We start from the raw sequence: 11678 nt of genomic DNA on the forward strand, positions 1-11678 counted from the left end.
CGGGTGTCCCCGGTCCATGCCACCGGGGGGTCGACCCGTGCATCACCCGGGCGCGAGGCCCGGGACTCCCCGACGAACATGATCACACGGCGCCGAACCGGTGCCCGATCACCGATCACCAATCACGGGAGGAATGACATGAACACGAGCACGAACACGGGCAACGAATCACGAAGCCAGGAATCACGGAGCCAGGACAGCCGGGCACTCGAGCTGAAGTTGGAGGTCGTGGTGATCCCCGTCTCCGATGTGGACCGGGCGAAAACCTTCTACGAGGGGCTGGGCTTCCGGGTCGACGCCGACGCCTCGACCGAACGAGGCCTGCGTGTCGTGCAGGTCACCCCGCGCGGATCATCCGCCTCGGTGATCTTCGGCACCGGCCTGACGGATGCAGCTCCCGGCTCCACCCGCGGACTCCACCTGATCGTGACGGATGTCGCGGAGGCGCGCGCCGCTCTCGCTGAACGCGGGCTCGACATCACGGAGGTGTGGCACGACCGCGACACCGTCTTCCACTGGGCCGGAGCGGCGAATCGGGTCAGCGGGCCCCACCCGCTCTACGACAGCTATGCATCGTTCGCATCGTTCGCCGACCCCGACGGCAACGAGTGGGTGCTCCAGCAGGTCGTCGAGCGCCTGCCCGGGCGCTGAAGACAGTGGAGGAGAGAGACATGGAGACCGGAATCGATCCCACGACGGAGCTGTTGCTCGACCTGCTCACGCGAGCCGCGACGGCACACGGCGTGCACGAGGAGCAGGATCTCGGCGGCGTGTACGACGAGCAATGGCCGCAGTGGTACGCGGAACACATGACTCGCACCCTCGCCGAGGCCGGGTATCGCATCACGTCGACCGGCGATGCGCCGATCGGCGACGCGAGCGAGGGGAGTGAACGATGAGCCTCATCGACAGGATCCTCGGCCGCAAGGCGGATATGCCTGAGACGGCGCCCGCAGACGCGTGGCAGTCTCGCGCCCGGGCTTCGCGCGAGGACCGCCAGACCATCGAGGTCGACGCCCTCACCGCCTCCGCCCTGACCGCGGCGTTGTGGAACCCCGGGGTCGGCATCGGGTACGTCGGTCCGTCGACGTACCAGGACGTCGGCGAATGGGATGACTGGGAGGGATGAATCGGGCAGGAACGGAGAAGCGCGGGGCGGGCATCGCCGCCTAGCCTGAGATCGATGCAGCGGTCCGCGCGGCATCGCCGACGAGATTCCCGAAGGAGAAGACCACGATGGCTAAGACCGACGAGTCCGGAGGACTGAGCAAGGAGGAGCGCGACGCGGTCAAGCAGCGCGCGAAGGAGGTCCGCGAGCAGGAGAAGGCCGGCAAGAACCGCGCGGCCGGCGAGAAGGCGGTCCTGGAGGCCATCGCCGAAATGGAACCTGAAGACAAGGTGCTCGCGGAAGGGCTCTACAGCGTCGTCTCCGAGGTCGCGCCAGACCTCGTACCCAAGACCTATTACGGCATGCCAGGTTTCGCGGACGCGGATGGCAAGATCGTCGTCTTCATCCAGGCGGCCAAGAAGTTCAAGACGCGCTACGCGACCATCGGGTTCCAGGACACTGCCAATCTCGACGACGGTGACATCTGGGGCGCCGCCTTCGCGGTCCGCAACTGGACACCAGCGGTGGAGAAGAAGGTCGCCGAACTCGTCCGCAAGGCCGTCAGCTGACGAATGCCGCACGCTTCCCGGTGAGGGATGCGAGCGGCATTCGTCGTGGCTCTGCGAGCGAGGCTCTGCCTCAGCTGATCTTGCGGCGGTAGATGGCGATCGCCCAGATGTAGGTGACGACGAGGATGCCGACGAGCCAGGCGAGGGCGATCCAGATGTCGTTGCCGACGGGCTCCTGGGCGAACAGGGCCCGGATGGAGTTCACGATCGAGGTCACGGGCTGGTTCTCGGCGAACCAGGCGACCGGGGCCGGCATCGTGTCGGTGGGCACGAACGCCGAGCTGATGAACGGCAGGAAGATCAGCGGGTAGCTGAACGCGCTCGCACCGTCGACGGTCTTCGCCGAGAGCCCGGCGATCACCGCGAGCCAGGTCAAGGCGAGGGTGAACAGGATCAGGATGCCGGCGACGGCGAGCCAGGCGCCAATGGATGCCCCGGTGCGGAAGCCCATGATGAACCCGACGCCGATGACGATCGCGACCGAGATGAGGTTCGAGACCAGGGACGTGAGCACGTGCCCCCAGAGCACGCTCGACCGGGAGATCGGCATGGACTGGAAGCGTTCGAAGATGCCGCCCTGCATGTCGAGGAACAGCCGGTACGCGGTATAGGCGATGCCCGACGCGACCGTGATCAGCAGGATGCCGGGGAGCATGTAGTTGATGTAGGACTCGTCGGATCCGGTGTTGATCGCACCGCCGAGCACGTACACGAAGAGGAGCATCAACGCGATCGGAGTGACCGCGGTGGTGATGATCGTGTCTGGGCTGCGGAGGATGTGCGTCAGCGAGCGGCCGGTGAGCACCCGGGTGTCGCTGAGGACGTGGCTGGTCATCGTTGTTCCTTTCCTGCCGCGACTGCACCGTCGGTGCGGCCGTCGTCGGCGCTGTCGATCTCGCCGGTTTCGCCGACGAGTGCGAGGAACACGTCCTCGAGGGAGGGCTGCTTCTCGACGTACTCGACCTGGGCGGCCGGGAGGAGTTGCTTGAGTTCGGCGAGGGTGCCGTTCTGGATGATCGTGCCCTTGTGCAGGATCGCGATGCGGTCGGCGAGATGCTCGGCCTCGTCGAGGTACTGCGTGGTCAGCAGCACGGTCGTGCCGCTCTTGGCGAGTTGCTTGATCGTCTGCCACACCTCGATGCGCGCCTGCGGGTCGAGACCGGTGGTGGGCTCATCGAGGAAGATGATCGGCGGGTTGCCGATCAGGCTCATCGAGATGTCGAGCCGACGGCGCATGCCACCCGAGTAGGTACCCGCCTTGCGGCTGCCGGCTTCCGTGAGAGAGAAGCGGGCGAGCAGCTCGTCGGCGATTCCGCCCGGGTTCTTCATGTGACGAAGCTTCGCGATCAGCACGAGGTTCTCCCGGCCGGTGAGTACTTCGTCGATCGCGGCGAACTGGCCGGTCAGGCTGATCGACTCGCGCACGTCGCCGGCGTTGGTGGCGACGTCGAAGCCGTACACCGTCGCCGCGCCCGCATCGGCCTTCAAGAGCGTCGACAGGATGCGCACCAGGGTGGTCTTGCCTGCGCCGTTCGAGCCGAGCAGCGCGAAGATGCTGCCAGCCTTCACGTCGAAGTCGACGCCCCGCAGCACGTGCAGGTCTTTGAATGATTTCTCGATGCCCTGCACCCGGATCGCGGGTGCCTGGACCTGTTGGGTGGTCATTTCTGCTCCTCTCGTTCGATGCTCTCGATCGTCTCCGTGAGGCGATTGCGCTCCTTGTCGACCCAGCGCTTGCCGACATAGGCCTGGCTGAATGCCTCGGCGAAGCCGACCGGATCGTCGCCGACGATCGCGCTGACGGGCGTCTCATCGGCGGCGGCACGTTCCCACAGGTCGGCGAAGTCGCCGAGCATCGTCATCATGACCGTGGCGTCGCCGTCGGTGATGCCGCCGTTGTACATGAAGTACCGTTCGAAGGCATTCGCGGCCGTGAGGTACGGCTCCGGCAGGGCCGCGATGCGGGCCTTGTACTGCCGGTACTGCTTCTTCTGATCCAGCGATCCCGTGAGGGTCTCGATCCATTTGCTCGCCATGGTCACTTCACTCCTTCTTCGTGTGCTTTGTGCTGCTGCGATTCGATGCGGTGGCGGAGCTGTTCGATGCGTTCTGCGAGAAAGCTCCAGGTTCCCCAGAATTCTTCGAGGTACTCGCCGCCCAGTGCGTTCAGCGTGTAGACCTTGCGCGGCGGCCCCTTCTCGGACGGGATCTTCTCGACGTCGACGAAGCCGCGCTGTTCGATCCTGACCAGCAGGGCGTAGACGGTGCCCTCGACGATGTCGGAGAAGCCCTGGTCACGCAGCCGCGCAGTGATCTCAGCGCCGTACGCCGGCTGCTCGGCCAGAATTGCGAGGACGATGCCCTCGAGCGTGCCCTTGAGCATCTCGGTCATCTGCTTGCCCATGAAACCCTCCTTTCACTATTCGGTGTTGGTGAGTACTAGTACTCGGTGACAATGACTACTGGTAGATAGTAATCATGAGTACCGGTAAATAGCAACACTAGGTAGCAAAGAGAATTCCAGTTCTTCCACCGGACCCAGCCTGAAGCCACCGGGAATCCGGATCAACGCTCGATCGGGATACGATCGTTGACCTGTATGTCCACCTCGGAGGAAGAGCAATGGAGCTACGGGACATCGAGATCTTCCTCACCCTCACCGATGAACTGCACTTCGGCCGCACCGCCGAGCGCCTGCACGTCTCGGTGTCGCGCGTGAGCCACGCGATCCGCTCGCAGGAGATCGCGATCGGTGCGCCGCTGTTCGCGCGCTCGAGCCGCCGCGTCGAGCTCACCCACGTGGGCGAGGTGCTCCGGGCGGGCTTGAAACCGGCCTACGACGGCATCCGACGCTCCATTGCGGATGCCACGACGGCCGCCCGTCAATCGGCCGAAACCCTGACGATCGGAGTCCAGGGAGCGCAGGCGCACGACCTCGAACCCGTGTTGGAGGCGTTCCGTGCGTCGCACCCGCTCGCCGATGTGCGGTATCGGGAGGTGTACTTCACCGACCCTTTCGACTTGCTCCGCCGCGGTGAGGTCGATTTGGTGACCGCGTGGCTACCGGTCGACGAGCCCGACCTCGCCGTGGCGTGCGTGTTGCGTGAAGAGCCGCTCAACCTGATGGTGTCGTCGCGGCATCCACTGGCCCGCCACTCATCGATCGAGCTCGAAGCACTCGGCGACCTCGTCGTGCCCGATGTCGTTGGGCCTGCCGCATGGCTCTCGGCGGTCGTGCCGTTCACGACGCCGTCGGGCCGCGCCGTCAGGCGTGCGCACCAGGTGTCAACGTTCCAGGAAGTCCTGGCGCTCGTCGCGGCAGGTGAGGTGGTCTGCCCGGTTCCCGACGAGGGGCGCCGCTATTACCCGCGACCCGGTGTCGCCTACGTGCCGTTCAACGACGCGGAACCCGTGCGTTGGGCCCTCATCCGGCAGCGCGAACGAGTCACGCCGATCATGCGGGAGTTCGTCGACGCAACGCTGCGCATGGGCTCGGAATCCGCCGGCACCAGAGATCCCACTGCGCAGATCTAGCCGAGTTCGTCACGACGGCGCGAGAGGTAGGCGGTCTCGGCGGTGTTTCCCGTGAGAGCGATGGCCCGGTCGTAGGCCGCGCGCGATTCCTCGCGACGTTCCAGTCTGCGCAGCAGTTCGGCGCGAGTGGCGTGGAGTGCGTGATAGCCGCTCAGTGCGTCCGCGAGGCGGTCGATGATCGCCAACGCGGCATCCGGACCCTCGAGCTCTGCGACCGCGATGGCACGATTGAGCGCGACGATCGGCGAGGGATCGAGGCGAACCAGCTGGTCGTAGAGGGCGACGACCTGCGACCAGTCGGTGTCACGGATGTCTCGCACGTCCGTGTGCACAGCGTTGATCGCCGCAAGCAGCTGGTAGCGGCCGGGAGCGGCCGCGGCATCCAGGCGCTCACGCACCAGCCGATGCCCCTCCTCGATCAGCGCATGATCCCAGGCCCCGCGGTCCTGCTCCCCGAGGATGACGAGCTCGCCGTCGGCCGAGACACGGGCGGCGCGACGAGCCTCGGTGAGCAGCATCAGTGCCAGCAGGCCCGCCACCTCGCCGTCCTCCGGGAGCAGCGCGCGGATCAGCCGGGTCAGCCGGATGGCCTCGGCCGTCAGCTCGGCGCGCACGGGGTCGGTGTCGGGGCCGGTCGCGAGGTAGCCCTCGTTGAAGACGAGGAACAGCACGGAGAGCACACCGGTGACGCGCGCCGGCAGATCCGACGCGGACGGCACGCGGTAGGGGATGCCGGCGGCCGCGATCTTGCCCTTCGCGCGGGTGATCCGCTGCCCTATGGCGCTCTCCTGCACGAGGAATCCGCGTGCGATCTCGGGCACGGTGAGCCCCCCGACCATGCGCAGCGTCAGCGCCACGCGGGCCTCCACGGCGAGTGCCGGGTGGCAGCAGGTGAAGATCAGCCGGAGCCGGTCGTCGTCGATGGCGCCGACCGGCTCGGGAGGGTCGTGGTCGACCAGCATCATCGCCTCCCGGTACTTGTCTTCGCGCTTGTGCTCCCGCCGGATGCGGTCGATCGCCTTGTGGTTCGCCGTCGCGGTGAGCCACGCGCCGGGGTTGGGCGGCACGCCGTCGACCGGCCACCGCTCGACCGCGGTTGCGAATGCCTCAGCTGCCGCCTCTTCGGCGATGTCGAGATCGCCGAAGCGTTTGGTGAGTGAGGCGACCACCCGTGCCCACTCCGCGTGGTGGGCACGGGTGATCGCCGCGTGCGCGTCGATCATGCCCCAGGCATCAGGACCGGTCGCACCTCGACTCGACGGTTGCAGGCCTTCGAGCCCTGGGCCATGAGCGCGAGCGCGACGTCGAGGTCGGGGGCATCGATGATCCAGAAACCGGCCATGTGCTCCTTCGACTCGACGAACGGGCCGTCGGTGAACACCGGCTGCTCGCCACGGCCGTCGATGACCGTCGCCGTGCTGGGTGCGGCGAGGCCGGCCGCGAACACCCAGTGACCGCCCTCCCGGAGATGATCGTTGAACTCACCGATCGCCCTCGCCTCTTCCGCGGTGCCGGAGTTGGACTTGTCGTCGATCACGGAAACCAGGTACTGCATCTCGCGCCTCCAGGATGTGCTTCACGGCCATACTGCTACGGGCGTTGCCGCTACGCATACCGCGGGCGCCCGCCTACTCGGAAGGTCTGCACCGTGATGCCGGTCGGGAACGTCTGGGCTTCCGCCAGGCCGAGGGCGATGTCGGGGCCCGCATCGGGGAACAGCCGCGTGCCGCCGCCGACGACCACCGGGAAGACGATCAGGGTCATCTCGTCGACGAGTCCGCGCTCGAGCAGCCAGCGGATCAGCCGGCCGCTGCCGTGTACCTGCAGCTCGCCACCCGGCGTGGCCTTGAGTTGGCGGATCGCCGCCTCGAGATCTCCCGAGAGCACGGTCGTGTCAGCCCACTGCGGGTCGGTGATCGTGTTCGATGCGACGAACTTCGGGCGCGAGTTCAACGAACTGACGAACGGGTCGTCGACGTCGGCCCTGCGCACCCCGCCCCAGTAGTCGGCGAAGAGCTCGTACGTGCGCCGACCGAACAGGAACGCGTCGGCGCGCCGGTAGAAGTCGCCGATGTAGGTCTCCGACTCCTTCTCACCGAGCGGCATCGCCCACCCGCCTCGGTCGAATCCGGGGTCGAGTACCGGATTGTTGCCGCCGTTCGCCTGCATCACGCCGTCGACGGTGATCTGAGTGTTGGTGATCAGCTTCATGATCGTGTCCCTTCTGCGGACGCCCCTCACGGGCGACCTCTCACCCTTGCTACGAACGGTCTTGCCGCGATCCGACACCGAGTGCGCGAAATACCTACGGGCCCGCTCCTTCGGATCACGCAGACTGTCCGGTGACCCTCTGGCCGGTGCGATCCAGGGAGAAGACTCCGAGCATTCGGCGACGATGACGACTACATCGAAGAAGGCGGGTCGATTTCACCGTTCGCAGACGAACTGCCCGCGATTGTCCGGCTCGAGCCGGCGTTGCGTACGGCCATGCAGGATGCCGCCCGCGCGGCCACCGACGGCGTCGAGTTCGTCGTGACGAACGGGTGGCGCAGCGCGGCCTATCAGCAGGCGCTGTTGGACTCCGCCATCGCGGAGTACGGCAGCGAGCAGGAGGCGAGAAGGTTCGTCTCCGGACCTGAGACCTCGAAGCACGTCACGGGCGATGCAGTCGATGTCGGACGAACGGATGCGAACAGCTGGCTGAGCCAACACGGTTCCGACTACGGCCTCTGCCAGACCTACGCGAACGAGATGTGGCATTTCGAACTGGCGACGACGCCGGGCGGGGAATGCCCCGCGCAGCTGAGCGATGCGAGCGCCGGATGACCGAACCGCTCGACACCGACGCATCGGCGCGCCGGACATGGACTCGGATCGTCGTGGTTGTGGGTCGCATCGCGGCCGTCTGCGCCTTGTCTGCTGCAGCGATGGCGCTGGTCGTCGTACTGGGCTGCCTCACGCTCACACCGTCGATCGGAATCCTCGGTGGCATCGCATCCGAGTTCCTCCCGTGACGGTCTGCCCTCCAGTCAGGTCCGGCGCAACGCTGACACCGGTCAGCTCGTCGGCGGCTCGACGTCGGCCAGCAACGGCCGCATGAAGGTGCGTTCGTATCGGATGACGCATCCGCTCGAATCGCGAATGCGGTCTGCTTGCGCGAACTCCGGGTCGACACCGAACTTCGCCCGGTAGATCTCGTAGTCGGCAAACGATGGGAAGGAAAAGAGCGCCAAGGCCTTGTCGCTCGCCCCCTCGGAGGGCAAGAAGTAGCCGTGATGGATGCCTCCATGGCTGGTGACGAGTCTCATCCAGGCCTGCGCGAACTCTTCGAACGCATCGATCTTGTTCGGGTCGATGGTGTAGGTCACGACGCAAGTGAGCACGGACACACCCTACTCACCGGCGATGATACCGAGTCGAGGGCGCCCCGGTGGACCATCGCGTTCTCGCTCCGACGAAAGTCGTCCAGTCGAAGTCCTGAGAGGATCGCGTTGACGACGGAAGGTCTCACCGCGGGCAGGTCCCATTGCCCGTAGGGAGGCGGAATAGGCGATGTCGGACGTGCGTTGACCCCGGCATGCGCTCCAAAGGCGGAAAGGACGTGCGACATGCCGTGGAGTACACGCGAAGTGGCGGAACTGGCGGGTACGACAGTGAACACTGTCCGTCACTACCATCGAATCGGACTCCTTGAAGAGCCGGAGCGCCGGTACAACGGGTACAAGCAGTACGAGCATCAGCACCTCGTGAGTCTTCTTCGAATCCGGCGCCTCGCAGACCTCGGCGTTCCCTTGTCGCAGATCGATGGAGTGAGCGTCTGCACGGAAGGCACGCCGAAGACGTTTCAGGATCTCGACTCCGAACTGCAAGGGATCATCGAACGATTGGGGAATGCCCGAGCCGACATCGCAGGCATCCTGCGAGACAACGTCTCTGCGGGTGTCTCCGCCGGCTTCGAGTCCGTCGCATCCCGATCGTCGAAGACCGACGGTTCGCAAGCCCACATCCACACGCAGCTGTACGATCCGGCCGCGTTGGCCGACATCCGGAAGATCGCCGAAGCCGACGCTGACAACCTCGGTGCTGAACTCGATCGCTTGCGTCACGACGCGGATGAAGAAACTCGGCGCCGGCTGGTGAATGGGCTTGCGACGAAGCTCGCGCAGCATCTTGTCGACCATCGGCGGTTGGAACCCCCGCTCACACACCTGCCGAACAGCCACCACACGACCTTGCAGACCTCGGTCGAAGTTGCCGAAGAGCTGTACAACCCCGCGCAGCTCGACGTCCTCCATCGTGCATACAACGTCGCGCGCGACGTTGCGCGGGCGACGCACGACGCGAACGAGATCATCAACGCGGGTTGACCCTACTCCAAGACGGCGAGCATCACCCTGATCTCGGCCCGGGCGAGCTGAAGCCTCTTGATGCTCGCCGACAAGTCCGCATCGATCAGACGAAGCATCTCCTGCTCGCTGTGAGCATCATCTTCTCGGCGGATCGCCGCGGCAGGAACGCCACGGTCCCGCATCCGACGTACATGGAGCAACTGCAGCAGGTGATTTCTTCCATACTGCTTGTATCCGTTGGGCGCCCTCTCGGGTTCGTCGAGAACGCCCAGCCGGTGGTAGTGCCGCACCGTGTTCACAGTGGTCCCAGCAAGTTCCGCCAGTTCACGAGTACTCCACGGCATCCGATCGACCTCCTGCTCCCCCTGCCTCGATGCTCGACCCGGCGTTGTTCGGTGTCCGCGCCGGTCCGGTGCGCCGGGTGCGCACCCACACAACCACGGTCGCGAGGACGATCACCACGGCGGGCAGCAGCGTCGTCCACGTCCCGACGCCCGCCGAGCGATCGTACGCGGCGATGACGTCGACGTGAAGCGCAGCGTCGAACAGGAAGCCCAAGGTGTTGAACCCCGCATGCAGCACCACCGCGATCTCGATGCCGCCGGTGCGCCAGGTGACCAACGCCGTCCCGACGGCGAAGAAGAGGTAGTTGACGTTCAGCAACAGGTCGGTCGAGAAGTGGACGAAAGCGAACAGTGCGCTCGAAACGACGATGGCGACGACGATGCCGGCCCGTGCCCCACGCGCCCACCCGCCAGCGACGCGGAGGATCAGCCCACGGAATCCGTACTCTTCGCCGGCACCCTGGAGCGGTGTGAGCAGCAGCGTGGCAACGAGGAACCAGACCACATCCGTTTGGCTCAAGGTGGTCTCCGGCAGCGGCGCCCAGTACAGGACAGCCGTGACAACCGTCCACGCGGGAACAATGAAGAGCAGCGCCCGCCCGAAGATGTCGAACCGGAAGCGCGAGATCACCGAGTGCAACGATGCGCCCTTCACTCCGTAGAGCCAGCGCTGGATGAGCATGCTCCACGGGATGAGCATCGCGACGGCGGCCATGCCTGCCGCGTGGAACAGGGGGGTATAAGCCACGCTACCGCCGGCGGGGATCGGCCCATCCACCAGCGTCGCAGCGGCGGTGAAGAGGATGTTGAAGAAGAACATTCCGCCGATCAGGAGGACGATCGCGAGGATGCCGCGACCGATCCGGCGTTTCTCCCCGGCGAGCACACGGTGGTACTCGACCTCGGGCGGAATGATGTTCGTGCGCTGGTTCACGGGTATTGGTTCCTTTCGAATCGACCGACGCGATCGGCGACAGGCGCAAGGTGATCTCGTTCGAAACGGAGCCTGCGGCCGATTGCCGACTTCGGGTGCAGATGTAGCTCACACCCTGTTCCGAGCACACAGTCAAGGGGCTCATCGCAAGTGAGGGCTCACGGCTTGACCGTGTGCTGAGAACACGGTTTCTACTGGGAACAGAATCCAAAACCGCTCGACGTACGACCCTACGCAGCAAAGGAATCGCGAAGTGGACCCTCTGCAGGAACTCATCAGCAACTTCCAGGATCTTGTGACCCAGGTACCCGAGATCATCCAGCCCTTCATCGTGATGCTCGCAGGGGCCGTTCCATTCATCGAGGGCGAACTCGCCGCCACGATCGGCATCGCCGGCGGACTCAATCCCATCGTCGCCGGCATGGCCGCCGCAATCGGCAACTTCATCTGCGTGGTCCTCGTGGTGCTTCTCACGTCGCGGGCTCGCACGGCGGTCGCGAACCGCGGCAGGGTGCGCGTCAAGGCGACGGCGGGCGCCACGGGGCTCCCGGATTCCCTGGGTGACGAGTGGGCCACTGCATTCGAGGAGACGGCACCCGCCAAGCTTGAGTCGAAGGGCCGTCAGCGCTTCAAGAGGTGGCTCGTCCGCTTCGGCGTCCCCGGCGCGAGCATCCTCGGCCCCCTCGCGATCCCAACGCAATTCACCGCCGCGATTCTCGTCGCCGGCGGAACCCCCCGCGGCTGGGTGCTGCTCTGGCAGGCGGTGGCGATCTTCCTCTGGACGACCGTGACCACCGTGTCGATCTGGGCCGCTCTCACCTTCGTCGTCGGGGCCTGAGC

The 11678-nt window shown here is 65.8% G+C and carries 19 protein-coding genes; 9 read left to right on the forward strand and 10 right to left on the reverse strand.

What is annotated here, in order from left to right; genetic code table 11:
* Positions 1 to 138 precede the first annotated feature (138 nt).
* From AC1C2T_RS03250 to AC1C2T_RS03265, 4 genes are all read left to right on the forward strand, one after another.
* Entirely contained in the window at positions 139 to 651 is a 513-nt protein-coding gene (locus AC1C2T_RS03250; protein WP_495384238.1) for a VOC family protein, read from the forward strand.
* A gap of 20 nt (positions 652 to 671) precedes the next feature.
* Positions 672 to 899 carry a hypothetical protein gene (locus tag AC1C2T_RS03255; protein ID WP_495384239.1) on the forward strand — a complete coding sequence of 76 codons (228 nt, stop codon included), beginning with the start codon at positions 672 to 674 and terminating at the stop codon, positions 897 to 899.
* A complete protein-coding gene (locus tag AC1C2T_RS03260) occupies positions 896 to 1129 on the forward strand; it encodes a hypothetical protein (RefSeq protein ID WP_495384240.1) in 234 nt (77 codons plus the stop codon). The genes AC1C2T_RS03255 and AC1C2T_RS03260 overlap by 4 nt, the downstream gene beginning before the upstream one ends.
* Positions 1130 to 1236: 107 nt before the next feature.
* Entirely contained in the window at positions 1237 to 1677 is a 441-nt protein-coding gene (locus AC1C2T_RS03265; RefSeq protein WP_495361642.1) for an iron chaperone, read from the forward strand.
* A gap of 70 nt (positions 1678 to 1747) precedes the next feature.
* On the opposite strand, the gene AC1C2T_RS03270 is transcribed toward AC1C2T_RS03265, so the two are convergent.
* The 4 genes from AC1C2T_RS03270 to AC1C2T_RS03285 are packed head-to-tail and all read right to left on the reverse strand — an operon-like array spanning position 1748 to position 4081.
* Positions 1748 to 2512 (reverse strand): ABC transporter permease, encoded by a 765-nt coding sequence (locus AC1C2T_RS03270; protein ID WP_495361641.1) that lies wholly within the window; start codon positions 2510 to 2512, stop codon positions 1748 to 1750.
* A complete protein-coding gene (locus tag AC1C2T_RS03275; protein WP_495361640.1) occupies positions 2509 to 3342 on the reverse strand; it encodes an ABC transporter ATP-binding protein in 834 nt (277 codons plus the stop codon). The genes AC1C2T_RS03270 and AC1C2T_RS03275 overlap by 4 nt, the downstream gene beginning before the upstream one ends.
* Complete coding sequence (locus tag AC1C2T_RS03280; protein ID WP_495361639.1) at positions 3339 to 3713, reverse strand: DUF1048 domain-containing protein; 375 nt, start codon at positions 3711 to 3713, stop codon at positions 3339 to 3341. Before AC1C2T_RS03280 ends, AC1C2T_RS03275 begins: the two co-directional genes overlap by 4 nt.
* 2 nt (positions 3714 to 3715) lie before the next feature.
* The gene (locus tag AC1C2T_RS03285) at positions 3716 to 4081 is read right to left on the reverse strand and encodes a PadR family transcriptional regulator (RefSeq protein WP_495361638.1); all 366 of its coding nucleotides are present in this window, start codon (positions 4079 to 4081) and stop codon (positions 3716 to 3718) included.
* 218 nt (positions 4082 to 4299) lie between these two features.
* Between AC1C2T_RS03285 and AC1C2T_RS03290 the strand changes: the two genes are divergently transcribed.
* Positions 4300 to 5211 carry a LysR family transcriptional regulator gene (locus AC1C2T_RS03290; protein WP_495361637.1) on the forward strand — a complete coding sequence of 304 codons (912 nt, stop codon included), beginning with the start codon at positions 4300 to 4302 and terminating at the stop codon, positions 5209 to 5211.
* Here AC1C2T_RS03290 and AC1C2T_RS03295 read toward each other — a convergent pair.
* From AC1C2T_RS03295 to AC1C2T_RS03305, 3 genes are read right to left on the reverse strand one after another with little or no spacing between them, the layout of a single operon-like run.
* Complete coding sequence (locus AC1C2T_RS03295; RefSeq protein WP_495384241.1) at positions 5208 to 6434, reverse strand: RNA polymerase sigma factor; 1227 nt, start codon at positions 6432 to 6434, stop codon at positions 5208 to 5210. The genes AC1C2T_RS03290 and AC1C2T_RS03295 overlap by 4 nt on opposite strands.
* Positions 6431 to 6766 (reverse strand): YciI family protein, encoded by a 336-nt coding sequence (locus AC1C2T_RS03300; protein ID WP_495384242.1) that lies wholly within the window; start codon positions 6764 to 6766, stop codon positions 6431 to 6433. Before AC1C2T_RS03300 ends, AC1C2T_RS03295 begins: the two co-directional genes overlap by 4 nt.
* Positions 6767 to 6816: 50 nt before the next feature.
* A complete protein-coding gene (locus AC1C2T_RS03305) occupies positions 6817 to 7422 on the reverse strand; it encodes a dihydrofolate reductase family protein (protein ID WP_495384243.1) in 606 nt (201 codons plus the stop codon).
* Positions 7423 to 7698: 276 nt separating this feature from the next.
* On the opposite strand from AC1C2T_RS03305, the gene AC1C2T_RS03310 reads away from it, so the two are divergent.
* The gene (locus tag AC1C2T_RS03310; protein WP_495384244.1) at positions 7699 to 8037 is read left to right on the forward strand and encodes a M15 family metallopeptidase; all 339 of its coding nucleotides are present in this window, start codon (positions 7699 to 7701) and stop codon (positions 8035 to 8037) included.
* Positions 8034 to 8225, forward strand: coding sequence for a hypothetical protein (locus AC1C2T_RS03315; protein WP_495384245.1), 192 nt, complete (start codon positions 8034 to 8036; stop codon positions 8223 to 8225). The genes AC1C2T_RS03310 and AC1C2T_RS03315 overlap by 4 nt, the downstream gene beginning before the upstream one ends.
* Before the next feature lie 42 nt (positions 8226 to 8267).
* Here AC1C2T_RS03315 and AC1C2T_RS03320 read toward each other — a convergent pair whose 3' ends face one another.
* Positions 8268 to 8579 carry an NIPSNAP family protein gene (locus AC1C2T_RS03320; protein ID WP_495384246.1) on the reverse strand — a complete coding sequence of 104 codons (312 nt, stop codon included), beginning with the start codon at positions 8577 to 8579 and terminating at the stop codon, positions 8268 to 8270.
* Positions 8580 to 8819: 240 nt separating this feature from the next.
* Here AC1C2T_RS03320 and AC1C2T_RS03325 point away from each other — a divergent pair, with 240 nt between their 5' ends.
* Positions 8820 to 9578 carry a MerR family transcriptional regulator gene (locus AC1C2T_RS03325; RefSeq protein WP_495384247.1) on the forward strand — a complete coding sequence of 253 codons (759 nt, stop codon included), beginning with the start codon at positions 8820 to 8822 and terminating at the stop codon, positions 9576 to 9578.
* 2 nt (positions 9579 to 9580) lie between these two features.
* Here AC1C2T_RS03325 and AC1C2T_RS03330 read toward each other — a convergent pair whose 3' ends face one another.
* A complete protein-coding gene (locus tag AC1C2T_RS03330; RefSeq protein WP_495384248.1) occupies positions 9581 to 9904 on the reverse strand; it encodes a helix-turn-helix domain-containing protein in 324 nt (107 codons plus the stop codon).
* Complete coding sequence (locus tag AC1C2T_RS03335) at positions 9885 to 10838, reverse strand: CPBP family intramembrane glutamic endopeptidase (RefSeq protein WP_495384249.1); 954 nt, start codon at positions 10836 to 10838, stop codon at positions 9885 to 9887. Before AC1C2T_RS03335 ends, AC1C2T_RS03330 begins: the two co-directional genes overlap by 20 nt.
* Positions 10839 to 11091: 253 nt before the next feature.
* Between AC1C2T_RS03335 and AC1C2T_RS03340 the strand changes: the two genes are divergently transcribed.
* Positions 11092 to 11676 carry a small multidrug efflux protein gene (locus tag AC1C2T_RS03340; protein WP_495384250.1) on the forward strand — a complete coding sequence of 195 codons (585 nt, stop codon included), beginning with the start codon at positions 11092 to 11094 and terminating at the stop codon, positions 11674 to 11676.
* Positions 11677 to 11678 lie beyond the last annotated feature (2 nt).

Source organism: Agromyces sp. Y558, assembly GCF_059445415.1.

Coding starts and splice junctions, on each gene's coding strand:
- AC1C2T_RS03270 (WP_495361641.1), bottom strand. CDS start 2,512: ATGACCAGCCACGTCCTCAGCGACACCCGGGTGCTCACCGGCCGCTCG.
- AC1C2T_RS03325 (WP_495384247.1), top strand. CDS start 8,820: ATGCCGTGGAGTACACGCGAAGTGGCGGAACTGGCGGGTACGACAGTG.
- AC1C2T_RS03290 (WP_495361637.1), top strand. CDS start 4,300: ATGGAGCTACGGGACATCGAGATCTTCCTCACCCTCACCGATGAACTG.
- AC1C2T_RS03280 (WP_495361639.1), bottom strand. CDS start 3,713: ATGGCGAGCAAATGGATCGAGACCCTCACGGGATCGCTGGATCAGAAG.
- AC1C2T_RS03260 (WP_495384240.1), top strand. CDS start 896: ATGAGCCTCATCGACAGGATCCTCGGCCGCAAGGCGGATATGCCTGAG.
- AC1C2T_RS03285 (WP_495361638.1), bottom strand. CDS start 4,081: ATGGGCAAGCAGATGACCGAGATGCTCAAGGGCACGCTCGAGGGCATC.
- AC1C2T_RS03305 (WP_495384243.1), bottom strand. CDS start 7,422: ATGAAGCTGATCACCAACACTCAGATCACCGTCGACGGCGTGATGCAG.
- AC1C2T_RS03310 (WP_495384244.1), top strand. CDS start 7,699: ATGCAGGATGCCGCCCGCGCGGCCACCGACGGCGTCGAGTTCGTCGTG.
- AC1C2T_RS03315 (WP_495384245.1), top strand. CDS start 8,034: ATGACCGAACCGCTCGACACCGACGCATCGGCGCGCCGGACATGGACT.
- AC1C2T_RS03265 (WP_495361642.1), top strand. CDS start 1,237: ATGGCTAAGACCGACGAGTCCGGAGGACTGAGCAAGGAGGAGCGCGAC.
- AC1C2T_RS03255 (WP_495384239.1), top strand. CDS start 672: ATGGAGACCGGAATCGATCCCACGACGGAGCTGTTGCTCGACCTGCTC.
- AC1C2T_RS03275 (WP_495361640.1), bottom strand. CDS start 3,342: ATGACCACCCAACAGGTCCAGGCACCCGCGATCCGGGTGCAGGGCATC.
- AC1C2T_RS03330 (WP_495384248.1), bottom strand. CDS start 9,904: ATGCCGTGGAGTACTCGTGAACTGGCGGAACTTGCTGGGACCACTGTG.
- AC1C2T_RS03295 (WP_495384241.1), bottom strand. CDS start 6,434: ATGATCGACGCGCACGCGGCGATCACCCGTGCCCACCACGCGGAGTGG.
- AC1C2T_RS03300 (WP_495384242.1), bottom strand. CDS start 6,766: ATGCAGTACCTGGTTTCCGTGATCGACGACAAGTCCAACTCCGGCACC.
- AC1C2T_RS03250 (WP_495384238.1), top strand. CDS start 139: ATGAACACGAGCACGAACACGGGCAACGAATCACGAAGCCAGGAATCA.